This window comes from Enterobacter sp. Y17, from assembly GCF_019730495.1.
Lineage (GTDB): Bacteria > Pseudomonadota > Gammaproteobacteria > Enterobacterales > Enterobacteriaceae > Enterobacter > Enterobacter asburiae_B.
The window spans coordinates 2,937,851-2,952,801 of record NZ_JAASKP010000001.1 but is presented as its reverse complement, the minus strand read 5'-3'; the positions used below and the strand labels follow the sequence as shown (position 1 = coordinate 2,952,801).

At 58.3% G+C, this 14,951-nt stretch carries 13 protein-coding genes and 1 pseudogene; 4 read left to right on the top strand and 10 right to left on the bottom strand.

Translation table 11 applies throughout. From position 1 onward, the window contains the following. Positions 1-333: 333 nt before the first annotated feature. Complete coding sequence (gene mgtA / locus HCH49_RS13890; RefSeq protein ID WP_221702854.1) at positions 334-3,042, top strand: magnesium-translocating P-type ATPase; 2,709 nt, start codon at positions 334-336, stop codon at positions 3,040-3,042. Between the two features lie 327 nt (positions 3,043-3,369). After that, positions 3,370-5,754 (top strand): beta-N-acetylhexosaminidase, encoded by a 2,385-nt coding sequence (locus HCH49_RS13885; protein ID WP_221702853.1) that lies wholly within the window; start codon positions 3,370-3,372, stop codon positions 5,752-5,754. Between the two features lie 51 nt (positions 5,755-5,805). Here the strand turns inward: HCH49_RS13885 and ridA are convergent, their stop codons facing one another. The 4 genes from ridA to HCH49_RS13865 all read right to left on the bottom strand — a co-directional run bounded on the left by ridA (position 5,806) and on the right by HCH49_RS13865 (position 7,811). Further along, positions 5,806-6,192 carry a 2-iminobutanoate/2-iminopropanoate deaminase gene (ridA, locus tag HCH49_RS13880; RefSeq protein ID WP_008501391.1) on the bottom strand — a complete coding sequence of 129 codons (387 nt, stop codon included), beginning with the start codon at positions 6,190-6,192 and terminating at the stop codon, positions 5,806-5,808. 73 nt (positions 6,193-6,265) lie between these two features. Continuing rightward, the gene (gene pyrI / locus HCH49_RS13875) at positions 6,266-6,727 is read right to left on the bottom strand and encodes an aspartate carbamoyltransferase regulatory subunit (protein WP_023310197.1); all 462 of its coding nucleotides are present in this window, start codon (positions 6,725-6,727) and stop codon (positions 6,266-6,268) included. Positions 6,728-6,739: 12 nt separating this feature from the next. Then, complete coding sequence (gene pyrB, locus HCH49_RS13870) at positions 6,740-7,672, bottom strand: aspartate carbamoyltransferase (RefSeq protein ID WP_023310198.1); 933 nt, start codon at positions 7,670-7,672, stop codon at positions 6,740-6,742. 34 nt (positions 7,673-7,706) lie between these two features. Further along, on the bottom strand, positions 7,707-7,811 hold the full coding sequence (locus tag HCH49_RS13865) for a pyrBI operon leader peptide (RefSeq protein WP_221702852.1): 105 nt from the start codon (positions 7,809-7,811) through the stop codon (positions 7,707-7,709). On the opposite strand from HCH49_RS13865, the pseudogene HCH49_RS13860 reads away from it, so the two are divergent. Beyond that, a pseudogene (locus HCH49_RS13860) lies at positions 7,791-7,908 on the top strand (hypothetical protein). The gene HCH49_RS13865 and the pseudogene HCH49_RS13860 overlap by 21 nt on opposite strands. Positions 7,909-7,911: 3 nt before the next feature. Here the strand turns inward: HCH49_RS13860 and HCH49_RS13855 are convergent. From HCH49_RS13855 to arcA, 5 genes are all read right to left on the bottom strand, one after another. Further along, complete coding sequence (locus tag HCH49_RS13855) at positions 7,912-8,391, bottom strand: arginine repressor (protein WP_029739272.1); 480 nt, start codon at positions 8,389-8,391, stop codon at positions 7,912-7,914. Between the two features lie 80 nt (positions 8,392-8,471). Beyond that, positions 8,472-9,875: a YfcC family protein gene (locus HCH49_RS13850; RefSeq protein ID WP_047059521.1), complete on the bottom strand. Its 1,404-nt coding sequence runs from the start codon at positions 9,873-9,875 to the stop codon at positions 8,472-8,474. A gap of 47 nt (positions 9,876-9,922) precedes the next feature. Continuing rightward, complete coding sequence (gene argF, locus HCH49_RS13845) at positions 9,923-10,927, bottom strand: ornithine carbamoyltransferase (RefSeq protein WP_032647051.1); 1,005 nt, start codon at positions 10,925-10,927, stop codon at positions 9,923-9,925. 120 nt (positions 10,928-11,047) lie between these two features. Next, positions 11,048-11,959: a carbamate kinase gene (gene arcC / locus HCH49_RS13840; protein WP_033144506.1), complete on the bottom strand. Its 912-nt coding sequence runs from the start codon at positions 11,957-11,959 to the stop codon at positions 11,048-11,050. A 10-nt stretch (positions 11,960-11,969) separates the two neighbouring features. Then, a complete protein-coding gene (gene arcA, locus HCH49_RS13835; RefSeq protein WP_221702851.1) occupies positions 11,970-13,190 on the bottom strand; it encodes an arginine deiminase in 1,221 nt (406 codons plus the stop codon). Between the two features lie 675 nt (positions 13,191-13,865). On the opposite strand from arcA, the gene HCH49_RS13830 reads away from it, so the two are divergent. Next, positions 13,866-14,318, top strand: coding sequence for a YhcH/YjgK/YiaL family protein (locus HCH49_RS13830; RefSeq protein WP_221702850.1), 453 nt, complete (start codon positions 13,866-13,868; stop codon positions 14,316-14,318). A 180-nt stretch (positions 14,319-14,498) separates the two neighbouring features. Here the strand turns inward: HCH49_RS13830 and HCH49_RS13825 are convergent, their stop codons facing one another. After that, positions 14,499-14,951: a DUF3828 domain-containing protein gene (locus tag HCH49_RS13825; RefSeq protein ID WP_221702849.1), complete on the bottom strand. Its 453-nt coding sequence runs from the start codon at positions 14,949-14,951 to the stop codon at positions 14,499-14,501.

Genomic DNA, 14,951 nt, shown 5'->3' with positions numbered 1-14,951 from the left:
GATTTCGCTATGGGCAAAGTCTGGTTTACGTTCGGTTTATTTGCAGGGGGGTATAATACCGCCCGAATCGTCATAAAGGGTACGCTTAAATCCTTATACTGCGCGGCGACACCCTGTTTTTTTACTTACCGGAGGCTTCATGGATCCCGATCCCACACCTCTCCTGAACGGGAGAATGCGTTCTTTCCGGTAAGCCAGCTTTTGCTGTCTCACCGGCGTGAGGCAGCAACGTCTTAAACGTTCCTGCTTGAAAAATTGAGTGCCTCTCAGGTACGGCTTTGCCACGCCTGAAGGAATTGCTGCGTCCGCCCAGGCGGATGCGGAGGAATGACTATGTTTAAAAATATCACCCGGCAGCTGCAGGCCCTGCTGAGCCGCCACCTGCCACACCGTCTTGTTCAGCGCGACCCGCTGCCAAACGCCAAAAACATGGCGGGGGCGGCGATCCCCGCGTCCCTGACCGAACGCTGCCTGAACGTGGCGGCGATGGATGAAAACGAAGTCTGGCGCGCGTTCGGCGGACACCCGGAAGGGCTAAACGCGGCCGAAGTGGAAAAAATCCGCGCCGTGCACGGCGATAACCAGATCCCGGCGCAGAAGCCGTCTCCGTGGTGGGTGCACCTGTGGCTCTGCTACCGCAACCCGTTCAACCTGCTGCTGACCGTGCTCGGCCTCATCTCCTACGCGACGGAAGATCTGTTTGCCGCAGGCGTCATTGCCCTGATGGTGGGTATCTCCACGCTGCTGAACTTTATTCAGGAAGCCCGCTCCACCAAAGCGGCGGATGCCCTGAAGGCGATGGTCAGCAACACCGCGACCGTCTCGCGCGTGATTAACGATCTCGGCGAAAACGCCTGGGTGGAGCTGCCGATCGACCAGCTGGTGCCGGGCGATCTGGTGAAGCTGGCCGCGGGGGACATGATCCCGGCGGATTTACGCATCATCCAGGCGCGCGATCTGTTCGTCGCTCAGGCCTCCCTGACCGGGGAATCCCTGCCCGTAGAAAAGGTAGCGCGCAGCCGCGACCCGCAGCAGATGAATCCGCTTGAATGCGATACCCTGTGCTTTATGGGCACCACGGTGGTCAGCGGTACGGCGCAGGCGATTGTCACCGCCACCGGGGGCAACACCTGGTTTGGACAGCTTGCCGGGCGCGTCAGCGAGCAGGAGAGCGAGCCAAACGCCTTCCAGAAAGGGATTGGCCGCGTCAGCATGCTGCTGATCCGCTTTATGATGGTGATGACGCCGATCGTGCTGCTGATCAACGGCTACACCAAAGGCGACTGGTGGGAAGCGGCGCTGTTCGCGCTCTCCGTGGCCGTTGGCCTGACGCCGGAAATGCTGCCGATGATCGTCACCTCCACGCTGGCGCGCGGGGCGGTGAAGCTCTCTAAACAGAAAGTGATCGTCAAACACCTCGACGCCATTCAAAACTTTGGCGCGATGGACATCCTCTGCACCGATAAAACCGGCACCCTGACGCAGGACAAAATCGTGCTGGAGAACCACACCGATATCTCCGGCAAAACCAGCGAGCGCGTCCTGCACAGCGCGTGGCTGAACAGTCATTACCAGACCGGGCTGAAAAACCTGCTCGACGTCGCGGTGCTGGAAGGGGTGGACGAGGAATCCGCCCGCACGCTCTCCGGCCGCTGGCAGAAGGTGGATGAGATCCCGTTCGACTTCGAGCGCCGCCGCATGTCGGTGGTGGTGAGCGAGCAGACGGACGTGCATCAGCTGATCTGCAAAGGGGCGCTGCAGGAGATCCTCAACGTGTCGACGCAGGTTCGCTATAACGGCGACATCGTGCCGCTGGACGACACCATGCTGCGCCGCATCAAGCGCGTCACCGACAACCTGAACCGTCAGGGGCTGCGCGTGGTGGCGGTCGCGAGCAAGTTCCTGCCCGCGCGCGAGGGTGACTATCAGCGTATCGATGAATCCGATCTGATCCTCGAGGGCTACATCGCCTTCCTCGATCCGCCGAAAGAGACCACCGCGCCGGCGCTGAAAGCGCTGAAGGCGAGCGGTATTACCGTCAAAATTCTCACCGGCGACAGCGAGCTGGTGGCGGCCAAAGTGTGCCATGAAGTGGGGATGGACGCGGGCGACGTGGTGGTGGGAAGCGATATTGAGCACTTGTCCGACGACGAGCTGGCGAAGCTTGCCCAGCGTACCACGCTGTTTGCCCGGCTGACGCCGATGCACAAAGAGCGCATCGTCACCCTGCTTAAGCGCGAAGGGCACGTGGTGGGCTTTATGGGCGACGGCATCAATGACGCGCCCGCGCTGCGTGCGGCGGACATCGGTATCTCCGTCGATGGTGCGGTGGATATCGCCCGCGAGGCGGCGGATATCATCCTGCTGGAAAAGAGCCTGATGGTGCTGGAGGAGGGCGTGATCGAAGGGCGCCGCACCTTCGCCAATATGCTCAAGTACATCAAAATGACCGCCAGCTCCAACTTCGGTAACGTCTTCAGCGTGCTGGTGGCGAGCGCGTTTCTGCCGTTCCTGCCGATGCTGCCGCTGCATCTGCTGATCCAGAACCTGATGTACGACGTGTCTCAGGTGGCTATCCCGTTTGATAACGTGGACGACGAGCAGATCCAGAAGCCGCAGCACTGGAATCCGGCGGATCTCGGGCGCTTTATGTTGTTCTTTGGGCCGATCAGCTCCATCTTCGACATCCTGACCTTCTGCCTGATGTGGTTTGTGTTCCACGCCAACACCCCGGAACACCAGACGCTGTTCCAGTCCGGCTGGTTCGTGGTAGGCCTGCTGTCGCAGACGCTGATTGTGCACATGATCCGCACCCGCCGTATTCCGTTCATCCAGAGCCGCGCCGCGTGGCCGCTGATTGTGATGACGGGCATTGTGATGGCGCTCGGTATCGCGCTGCCGTTCTCGCCGCTGGCAGGCTACCTGCAGCTTCAGGCGCTGCCGCTGAGCTACTTCCCGTGGCTGGTGGCGATCCTCGCGGGCTATATGGTGCTGACGCAGATGGTGAAAGGATTCTATGCGCGTCGGTACGGGTGGCAGTGAGTTATGTTTGCCGGGTGGCGGCTTCGCCTTACCCGGCCTACTCCCGAAACGTAGGCCCGGTAAGCGCAGCGCCACCGGGCAATAGCTTTCCTCTCAAATTCAACAACCTGTGATCTCCGTCGGCGCATTCGCTTGACGACAAATTGAGCGCATGTTAACAGAATGTTTTGTCTTTATACCCTAAATAATTCGAGTTGCATGAAGGCGGCAAGGGAGTGAATCCCCGGGAGCTTACATAAGTAAGTGACCGGGGTGAACGAGTGCAGCCAACGCACAGGCAACTTGAAGTATGACGGGTATATTTGGCCCGTCAGATAAGGAACATTCATGTTACGGTACAGTCTCTTAACCGCCGGGCTGATGCTCGGCGCCTCTGCGTTTGCCGCCCCGGCAGGCGATCTCCCTTTGATGCCCTGGCCTGCGAAGGTCGAACGCCCGACGACCCAGGGCGCGCTGGTGCTCAACAACAACGTATCCATTAGCGTCAGCGGGGACGATCTCGGTGACGCCGTCAACCGCCTGCGCCAGCGCATTGCCCTACAAACCGGCTGGACGCTGCAGCCCCAGGCTGAAAAACCAGATAAACCGACCATCCGCATCGCGATTGCCAAAAAGGTCAAGCCGCAGCCGCTGCCGGACAGCGATGAAAGCTATAAGCTCACGGTGGACGCCAACGGCGTTGATATCTCCGCCAACACCCGCTTCGGCGCGCTGCGCGCCATGGAAACCCTGCTCCAGCTGATGCAAAACGGGGCGGAAAACACCTCGCTGCCGTGGGTCACCATTGAAGATTCGCCGCGCTTCCCGTGGCGCGGGCTGCTGCTCGACTCGGCGCGTCACTTTATTCCGCTGCCGGATATCAAGCGCCAGATCGACGGCATGGCCGCGGCGAAGCTCAACGTCCTGCACTGGCACCTGACCGACGACCAGGGCTGGCGCTTCAGCTCGAAGCGCTACCCTAAGCTGACGCAGCTTGCCAGCGACGGGCTGTACTACACGCCTGAACAGATGCGTGAAGTGGTGCGTTACGCCGCCGAACGCGGTATCCGCGTGGTGCCGGAGATCGACATGCCGGGCCACGCCTCGGCGATTGCCGTAGCCTATCCGGAGCTGATGAGCGCCCCGGGGCCGTACGCCATGGAGCGCCACTGGGGCGTGCTGAAGCCGGTTTTAGATCCCACCAAAGAGGCAACCTACGCCTTTGCCGACGCGATGGTCAGCGAACTGGCGGCGATCTTCCCCGATCCGTATCTGCATATCGGCGGCGATGAGGTGGACGACAGCCAGTGGAAAGCGAATGCCGCGATCCAGAACTTCATGCGCGACAACAGGCTGGCGGACAGCCACGCGCTGCAGGCGTATTTCAACCGCAGGCTGGAAACGATCCTTGAGAAGCATCACCGGCAGATGGTCGGCTGGGACGAGATCTACCATCCCGACCTGCCGAAAAGCATTCTGATCCAGTCCTGGCAGGGGCAGGACGCGCTGGGGCAGGTGGCGCAAAACGGCTACAAGGGCATTCTCTCGACGGGCTTCTATCTCGACCAGCCCCAGTCCACCGCCTATCACTACCGCAACGAAATTGTCCCGCAGGGGCTGAACGGCGTGGATGTGATTGCAGACAGCGACAGCGTCCAGAGCTGGGCCTTCTCCATGCCGCGCCTGAAGGGCAAGCCGGTGGAGGGGAGCTTTACGCTGGTGAAAGGGGATTCAGGCTGGCGCGGGTTTATTGATTTTGCCGGGAAATCCCGCCGCGCGGTGCAGGATATTGAATGGCGCGATGACAGCCAGGTGACCTTCACCGTCGACACGTGGATGGGCGAGACGCGCCCGGTGGTTTCCGTTGATAACGACAAGCTCACCGGCTATTTCCTGGTGGGGAATACGCGTTACCCAATCAGCGGCACGCGTCTGGACGCGGTGCCGAAAGGCATTCCGCCGGTCGTGCCGGACGTGGCGAATCAGGCCAACCTGCTCGGCGGGGAAGCCGCGCTGTGGGCGGAAAACGTGGTGGCGCCGGTGCTGGATATCCGCCTGTGGCCGCGCACCTTCGCGGTGGCGGAGCGGCTGTGGTCGGCGCAGGACGTCAACGACGTCGACAACATGTACACCCGCCTGCAGGCGATGGACAGCTGGTCGACGGTGTCTGTCAGGCTGCAGCAGCATACCCAGCAGCAGGTGCAGTTCACGCGCCTTGCCGGTAATGCCGACACGCTGCCGCTGCAGATCCTCGCGCAGGCGGTAGAGCCCGCGCAGTATTACACCCGCCAGCACCTGAAGTTCCAGGCGGGAAATTATCATCAGTTCGAACCGCTCAACCGCTTCGCCGATGCGCTGAACGCCGAAAGCGCCACCGTGCGCCAGATGAACAAATGGGCGGACCGCCTGGTGAGCGATGCGGAAGACGCGGAAAGCGCCGACGCGCTGCGCCACGTCTTTAACCGCTGGCAGAGCAACACCAGCGACGCGCTGGCGCTAAGCGAAAACAGCTATCAGCTGAAGGCGATGAAGCCGGTGATCCAGGAGGTGGATAAGCTGGCCTCCATTGGCCTGAGGCTGACGGATCTGGTGGCGCGGCAGGGCACGCTGGATGATAAAGAAATAGCGTCAATTCAGAGCGAGCTGGATAACGCAGCGAAGGTTCAGGACGAGGTGGTGATTGCGGCGGTCTATCCGCTGGAGACGCTGCTCAGGGCGACGCGGAATCAGTAGCAAGCAACAAAAAAGGCAGCCTGGGCTGCCTTTTTTTATCGCCAAAGCGAATTAGCGACGTACTGCAATCGCTTCGATTTCAATTTTCACGTCTTTTGGCAGACGGGCCACTTCCACGCAGGAGCGCGCCGGGAAGGTGGCGTTGTGCTCGGTGAAGAACGCTTCGTAAGTGGCGTTAACGGTCGCGAAATCGTTCAGATCCTTCACGAAAACGGTGGTTTTCACGATATCGCCCACTTTCAGACCGGCAGATTCAACGATAGCCTGCACGTTTTCCAGCGACTGACGCGCCTGTGCCGCGACGTCTTCCGGCACCGCGCCGGTTTTTGGGTTCACCGGGATCTGACCGGAAGTGATGATCATGCTACCCAGATCAACGCCCTGAACGTAAGGGCCGATAGCCGCTGGTGCATTTTCCGTCGCGAGTACTTTGCTCATGTTTTCTCCAGAATTACAGCGTTAAGAATGTTCCCGGCCATTATAACAGCCGGGATTTCATTACCAACCTCAATTAGTTGGCCAGCACCACATAATGAGAAAACTCTTTTTCGCAGTATTTGCATTTGAGCGCGATGTCATCGGCGCGTTTTTTCACTGCAAAGCTGGAAGAAACCGGCTCAGCATGACTGATGCAGTTGCTGTTCGGGCAGACCAGCACGCTTTCAATGCGATCCGGCAGGCTCGGACGGGATTTGCCGACCACTTCATACTCGTCGATGCGGTTGACGGTGGCGTCCGGCGCGTACAGCGACAGCTGGTTGACCTGCTCGTCGGTCAGGAAGGTGTTCTCGATTTTAATCAGGTCCTTGCGGCCCATCTCGCCCGACGGCAGGTTCAGGCCGATGGTGATGCGCTGGTCGGTTTCGGTCAGTTTGAACAGCGTCAGCAGCTTAAAGCCCACCTGCGCAGGGATGTGGTCAATCACGGTGCCGCGCTTGATGGCTTCAACCTGGAGTTTGTTATCGTGTGTCATGGTCGTTTCCCCTTACAGTGCCAATTCGCGATTCAGAACCAGTGCCAGTAACGCCTGGCGGGCGAAGATGCCGTTTCCGGCCTGCTGGAAGTACCAGGCGTGCGGCGTTTTATCCACGTCTGTGGTGATCTCATCGATGCGCGGCAGCGGATGCAGCACCTTCATGTTGTCGCGCGCGCCCTCGAGGTCGCTGGCGCGCAGCACGAACTGTGCCTTCACGTTGGCGTATTCGGACGGATCCAGACGCTCTTTCTGCACGCGGGTCATGTAGAGAATATCCACGTGGCTCATCACCTCTTCGATGCTGGCGTGCAGGCTCCACTGAATGCCTTTTTCGTCCAGCATGTCGAGAATGTACTGCGGCATCGCCAGCGCGTCCGGGGCGATGAAGAAGAAGCGGTTGCCGTTAAATTTCGCCAGCGCCTGGGTCAGGGAGTGGACGGTGCGGCCATATTTCAGGTCGCCGACCATGGCGATATTCAGGTTCTCGAGCTTGCCCTGCGTCTCCTGAATGGTAAACAGATCCAGCAGGGTCTGCGTCGGATGCTGGTTGGCACCGTCACCGGCGTTCAGCACCGGGATGCCGCCGGAAAATTCGGTCGCCAGGCGCGCCGCGCCCTCCTGCGGATGACGCATCACAATCGCGTCGACGTAGGTGCTGATCACTGAAATGGTGTCCGCCAGGGTTTCGCCTTTTTTACCCAGCGACGTGTTGCTGCTGTCCGAGAAGCCCACCACGCTCGCGCCCAGGCGGTGCATGGAGGTTTCAAAGGAGAGGCGGGTGCGGGTCGAGGCTTCGAAGAAGCAGCTCGCAATCACCTTGTGCTTCAGCAGCTCCGGTTGCGGATTAGCCTTCAGTTTTGCCGCGGTTTCCAGAACCAGTTCCAGCTCTTCGCGGCTGAGGTCGTTTATGGAAATGATGTGTTTTTGATAAAGCGGATTCATGTTTATCTCCTGACGCCGGGCAAAAAAAAGCCCCTCAAATGAGGGGCTCTGGGAATAGGTTTAGCAACGGGAAGAAAAACGGCAGGCCAGCGTCTGATTTCAGACGCGGTAAGACGTTATATCGTACACGCTTGACCATGCTTCCTCCCGGCAAATTGTCGGGCATTATACGCAGCTCGCTTTTCGGATCAAGCGATTTAATGCACGCTTTACTCAATGCAAACGGTTCTTTATGAATATTAATGCGTTCTGAGTAAATAATTAATTTGCTTATGCACCAGGGCGGTGCGCTTCACGACCCGGGGAGCGACCCAGACGATACTGCTGCCGGCCACCACGCCTAAAATTTCCGGCAGCTGGTGATAATCCAGAATACGCGCCACCGCGCGGCCATATCCGGCGACGGTATGAACAAGGATAAACTCGCTATTGTGCTCGACGCTGACCACCATTTCGGACACGGTACGCGCGGCGTCGGGGGCAGGGCGCAGCTGGGGATTCAGCGAATAAATCTTTAGCCCTTTGGCATTTCGAATTTTTATGACGCCGAGCAATTTAAGCAAACGTGAAACGGTGGACTGGCTGATGGTCTCAAAACCACGCTCCTGCAAATCCCGGCGGATCTCCTCCTGAGAGAGATAGCTTTTTTCTGCGATCAGGCGCTGGCAGACCGTCAGCTGTAGTTGCTCTTTGGGAGAGTACTCTTCGTAATCCATCATAGTTCCCATATCAGTTCCTGAAATAACCGGTGGCACCGCACCGATCCGTAGGCCGGATAAGCGCAGCGCCATCCGGCAAATCACAACAAGGCACCCAGACTTAACGCCACCATAATCACCACCGTTAAAATGCCCAGCAGCGGCGCCACCCATTTCAGATAGCGCACGTAGGGCACGCGGGCGATGGCCAGCCCGCCCATCACGACGGCAGAAGTGGGCGTGACGAGGTTAACGATGCCGGAGGCCGACTGGTAAGCCGTCACCACCAGGTCGCGGTTGACGTTAGCGAAATCGGCAAGCGGCGCCATGATCGGCATCGTCAGAACGGCCAGGCCGGATGAAGAAGGCACAAGAAACGACAGCACGACCTCCAGCCAGTACATCACGTTGATAAACGCTACCGTGGACAACCCGCTGACCAGCCCTTCCGCGCTGTGCAAAATGGTGTGGGTAATCATGCCCTTATCCATGATGACTACGATACCGCGCGCGATGCCGATAATCAGCGCGACGCCCAGCAAATCTCGCGCGCCGTTGATAAACGTCGACGTCAGCTCCTCTTCGCTCATGCGGGCAATCAGGCCGACGATAATCGCGCTGGCGAGAAACACCGCTGAGATCTCCGCCATCCACCAGCCCAGCACCGCCACGCCGTAGATCATCACCGCGAAGGCGAGGGCGAAAATCACCAGGATGATTTTGCGCACCGGGGTAAATTCCAGCGACTGTTCGCCCTTGTCGCCGAGGAAGTGGGCGCGGTTCTCTTCCTGTTTGTCTGCGACGATCGACAGCGACGGATCCAAACGCACCTTACGGGCGTAACGCATCACCCACGCCACGCAGATGACCCAGCCGATGACCAGCAGCGCCACGCGCAGGGCGATGCCGTTAGTGAAGGGGATCCCGGCGGCGTTGGCGGCGATCACCGTGGCAAACGGGTTAATGGTGGAGCCGAGCGTGCCGATCCCCGCCCCGAGCAGCACGGTAGAGGCGGCGACAACCGGATCGAACCGAGCGGCCAGCATCACCGGTACCAGCAGGGTGTAGAACGGCAGCGACTCTTCGGCCATGCCGTAAATCGTGCCGCCCGCGGCAAACAGCGCCATCAGGATCGGGATCATCCACTCCTCGCGCCCGCGCAGCCGGGTGGTGACGCGCTCGATCCCGGCGTCAATCGCCCCGGTTTTGGTGACGATCCCGAGAAAACCGCCGATGATCAGGATAAACAGCGCGACGTCGATCGCCCCGGCCTGGCCGGAGACCGGATCGTACAGCCCGGCGATGGGCGCCATCAGGACGGAAACCAGCCCCTGCGGATGTGCCGCTACGTGCGCGTACGTTCCGGCAATCGGGACTTCTTTACCGAGGGTTTCGTTCATCGCCATCTGGTACTGACCGGCGGGGACGACCCAGCTCAGCGCCGCCACAACGGCAATCAGGAAAAAGAGAATGGTGTAAGCGGAGGGAAACTTAAACTTGCCCATGATGTTCTCCTTAAACCCGGCGCACCGCGCGGCGCGCCGGGCGGTGATTAGTCGCCGAGTGTCGCCACCATGACCGCTTTAATGGTGTGCATGCGGTTCTCTGCTTCGTCGAAGACGATGGAGTTCGGTGATTCGAAGACCTCTTCCGTCACCTCCAGCCCCTTCAGGCCGTAGGCCATCTCGATCTCGCGGCCCACTTTGGTGTGTTCGTTGTGGAACGCCGGCAGGCAGTGCATAAACTTGACGTTCGGGTTGCCGGTGGCTTTCATCACGTCCGCGTTGATTTGATACGGCTTCATCAGGCTGACGCGCTCGGCCCAGGCCTCCTTCGGCTCGCCCATGGAGACCCACACGTCGGTGTAGAGGAAATCGGTCCCCTGCACACCTTCTTCCACGTCGTCGGTGAGGGTGATGCGCGCGCCCGTCTCTTTCGCGATGGCGCGGCACTGCTCAACCAGCCCGGCTTCCGGCCAGAAGGATTTCGGTGCGACGAGGCGGATATCCATCCCCATCTTGGCCGCGCCGACCATCAGCGAGTTGCCCATGTTGTTGCGCGCGTCGCCCAGGTAGGCAAAGCTCAGCTCCGGCAGGGTTTTGCCCGGCGCGTGCTCCAGCATGGTCATCAGGTCGGCGAGGATCTGCGTTGGGTGGAACTCGTCGGTCAGGCCGTTCCACACCGGCACGCCCGCGTACTCGCCCAGCTCTTCGACGATGGCCTGGCCGTAGCCGCGGTATTCGATGCCGTCATACATGCGGCCCAGCACGCGGGCGGTGTCTTTCATCGACTCTTTATGGCCGATCTGCGAGCCGCTTGGGCCGAGGTAGGTCACCTGCGCGCCCTGGTCGAACGCGCCCACTTCGAATGCGCAGCGGGTGCGGGTGGAGGTTTTTTCAAAAATCAGGGCGATGTTTTTCCCGACCAGGGTTTGCTTTTCACGTCCGGCTTTTTTGGCCGCTTTCAGCTCGATGGCGAGGTCGATCAGGTACTGGATCTCCGCCGGGGTGTAGTCCAGCAGTTTCAGGAAGTTGCGGTTTTTCAGGTTGATGGTCATGTGGGAAATCCTTTTAAAAATTAGCTGTCTGATGCCCTCACCCCGGCCCTCTCCCACAGGGAGAGGGGGGCTTACATTCCCTCTCCCTTAGGGAGAGGGTTAGGGTGAGGGGAAAACGACTCAGTTACGAATCAACGTGCCTTTCTCGCCTGCCAGGATCTCCGCGCCGTCGGCCAGCGCGCCGATCCCGGCAATGCCGTTGCAGGCCTCAACAAACTCGCGGCAGGCGGCCACTTTCGGCCCCATCGATCCGGCGTCGAACTGCATGCCTCTGAGCAGCTCCGGCGTTACCTGCGCCAGCGGGCGCTGGGTCGGCTTGCCCCAGTCGAGGTACACCGCGTCGGCATCGGTCAGGATCAGCAGGGCGTCGGCCTCGATCTGCCTCGCCAGCAGGGCGGCGGAGAGGTCTTTGTCGATCACCGCCTCAATGCCGCGATAGCCGTTGGCGTTCTCCACTACCGGCACGCCGCCGCCGCCGTTGCAGATCACCAGGTGATCGCGCTGGATCAGCGCCGTGATGGCGTCGCTCTCGACGATGCGCTTCGGCTGCGGTGACGGCACCACGCGGCGGACGTAGCTGCCGTCGGCCTTGAACACCCAGCCTTTTTCCGCAGCGAGCGCTTTCGCCTGGGCTTCGCTGTACACCGGGCCGATGTATTTGGTGGGGTTGCTGAAGGCCGGGTCGGCGGCGTCCACTTCCACCTGCGTGAGCAGGACGCTCACCTCGCGCTGCGGCAGATTGTTTTTCAGCGCCTGCTGGAGCATGTAGCCGATCATTCCCTGGCTTTCGGCGCCGAGAACGTCCAGCGGGTAGGGTGTGACTTTGTCGTAGGCGCTGTTCTGCAGCGCCAGCAGCCCGACCTGCGGCCCGTTGCCGTGCACCAGCACCACGCGCCACTGTTCTGTTAATCCGGCGATGGTGCGGGCGGCCTGCTCGATGTTCTGACGCTGGATTTCGGCTTCCAGCGGCTCGCCGCGCTTGAGCAGCGCGTTGCCGCCAAGGGCCACAACCAGAGTGGGTTTTCGTTCCATGATGGCTCCTTTAAATTCCGTCGCGTTCCAGCGGGCAGCTCATGCAGCGCGCGCCGCCGCGACCGCGTCCGAGCTCATCGCCCGGGATAGGCAGCACGGTGATGCCCGCTTTGTCGTACTTCTCGTTGGTCCAGACGTTGCGCTCGTAGCCAATTACCACGCCCGGGCGGATGGTCAGCACGTTGTTGGCGTCGTTCCACTGCTCGCGTTCGGCTTCAAAGGCGTCGCCGCCGGTGGTGATCAGGCGCACCTGGTTAATGCCGAGCGCTTTCTCGATGGCGTGCAGCAGGTCGGTTTCCTGGGTGCGCAGCAGGCCGCCGCGTCCGTCCGGGGTGAGCGTCCAGCACTGGGCGTCTTTGCGCACCACTTCCGGGTAGACGGAGAAGGTGTCGATGTCGATGTGGGTCATGACGGTGTCGAGGTGCATGCAGGAGCGGTGTTTTGGCAGCTCAACGGCGATCACGCGCTCGGCCTGACGGTGTTTGAACAGGCTGTTGGCGAGGAACTCCACGCCCTGCGGCGTCGTGCGCTCGGACATGCCGATCAATACCGCCCCGCGGCCAATCACCAGTACGTCGCCGCCTTCTAGCGTGGTGTGGTCATAATTAATATTCTCGTCGCCGAAATACTTAATAAAATCGCCGTCGGCAAACGCCGGGTGCCAGCGATATATTGCCCGCAGGTTATTGGTTTCACGCTGACGGGCCGGTTTCGCCATTGGGTTAATAGAGACGCCGTTATAAATCCAGCACGAGGTATCGCGGGTAAATAAATGGTTCGGCAGCGGCTTCATAATAAAATCATTCGCCGTGTGGGTATCCACCACCATATTTTTAATGGCCGCCGGAATTTCGCCATAGGTTAATCCTCCGCTCAGTCTGCGCGCCAGTTCGCGGTGCGGCATATCCGCCAGCCAGCCGCGCACGTCGCCGGCAAAGGTTGGGCCGAGGCGATAGTCAGAGATTTGGGTATCCAGAAGCCAGGCTTTCGCTTCTGCAATATCAAGGGTTTGTGTCAGAAGGTCGGTCAACAGCAGGACTTCCACACCCTGCTCGCGCAGCGTGTTGGCGAAGATGTCATGCTCCTCACCCGCCCGCTCAACCGAGAGCACGTCATCGAAAAGCAGCTCCTGACAGTTTGATGGCGTTAAGCGTTTCAGACTTAAATTAGGACGATGCAGCATAACGCTACGCAATTGACCAATTTCAGAACCGACGTAATGCTTTTCCATAATTATTCCTTTAACTGTTTTTCAGAATAAAAAGGGCATGCGCCATGTGATGTGTTTAATTTCATGGCGGCTAAGCTCAATTGATTTCGTGATTCATACTAGGCAGTTAAATAATCCGTATTGTGATATTGCTCACGCGAAACCGGATATTAAGGAGTTTGTTTTCATTTGCATGATTCGCATCAGATAATGATTAATTTCATATTATTGAGGGGTGAATAGCTAAGCAGGATTCGGTGGCATTATTTGAGATTGTTATTATTTTGTAGATTTTAATGTTTTGAAATATATCGTTATGTGGCTGATTTTAAATGATAAATATCATGAGCAAGAATTGCTATGCAATTAAAGTAATTAACTATTTTTGACTTAAGAAAAATCAATAAATAATTATGGTTTTTTAGAGCAAATTATCAAAACAGTAAAGTGTGAGGCGGCAACGGGTTTTGTTAATTAGAGAGCATGATCAAGAGGTTAGAACAGCCGTCCGACAAGCGCTGATCGAGGTTATGCATAACCCCTGCATAATTGCCTGGACAGGATTAACAGTGGGTTAACACCTTTCCCGATAAACATGCGCTCGCGCAAACCTCTTCGAAAAAGGGCTGGTATGGCAGTCTTAACTCTCGTATAAAAGATAAAAATGAAACGTTGTTTTACGTAGAGGGATTTCACATGATTATCGGCAACATCCACCATCTGCAGCCCTGGCTGCCTGACGCGCTGCGCCAGGCGATTGAGCACGTTAAAGCCCACGTCACCGACGCCACGCCGCTCGGCAAGCACGACATCAACGGCAGCAGCCTGTTCTATCTGGTCTCGGAAGATATGACCCAGCGGTTCGCCGAGCGCCGCGCCGAGTACCACGCGCGCTATCTGGACATCCAGATAATTATGAAGGGCCAGGAAGGGATGACCTTCAGCACCCTGCCGCACGGCGCGCCCGACACCGACTGGTTGGCGGAGAAAGACATCGCGTTCCTGCCGGAAGGCGAGCAGGAGAAAACCGTGGTGCTGAGCGAAGGGGATTTTGTGGTGTTCTGGCCGGGTGAAGTGCATAAGCCGCTGTGCGCGGTGGGCGCGCCTGCGAAGGTGCGCAAGGTTGTGGTGAAAATGCTGATTAGCTAATCGGGTTTACTCCCTCTCCCACAGGGAGAGGGCCGTATCGGTGCTTGATTTGCCCGGTGGCGCTGCGCTTACCGGGCCTACGATTATTGATATCGTTGCACAAAGTAGGCCGGGTAAGCGCAGCGCCACCCGGCAAGAAAGGCGCACTGAACCACTAGAGTGATAAGAACTTTGTTTGGCTCATTTAGATATAGCCAGATTTCTTGAAAAATCCGCATTAGAAACTGACTGTACCTTCCATAAGTTGTTTTCTTTAACCATGCAGTCTATGACTATGTGCTCCTGCTTTTTGCCAAATGCAATGTATACGTTGACACAAACTGGATCGGTATCCCCGGCTATGGCTGTTACATTCTGGGGCCAGTCATCGCCAACGTATTGCGCTTTTAAAAACATATCGGCTTCGTAAAACTCTTCGTCGGCATAACGCGGATCCTGCGTATGACGGAGTTTTTTCATTGTTGATGCTGTGACATATTTATCTATTTCATTTCCATCAGTAATGGGAAATGCATCTTTGTTGATTTGATTAACGTACCAGCTGTTAAATTTTACAGCACGCTCAATCGGGTCAGAGTGGCCAGCCATTACAGAGAAAGAAAATATGAAGAGAAGCAGTAAGATATTTTTCAT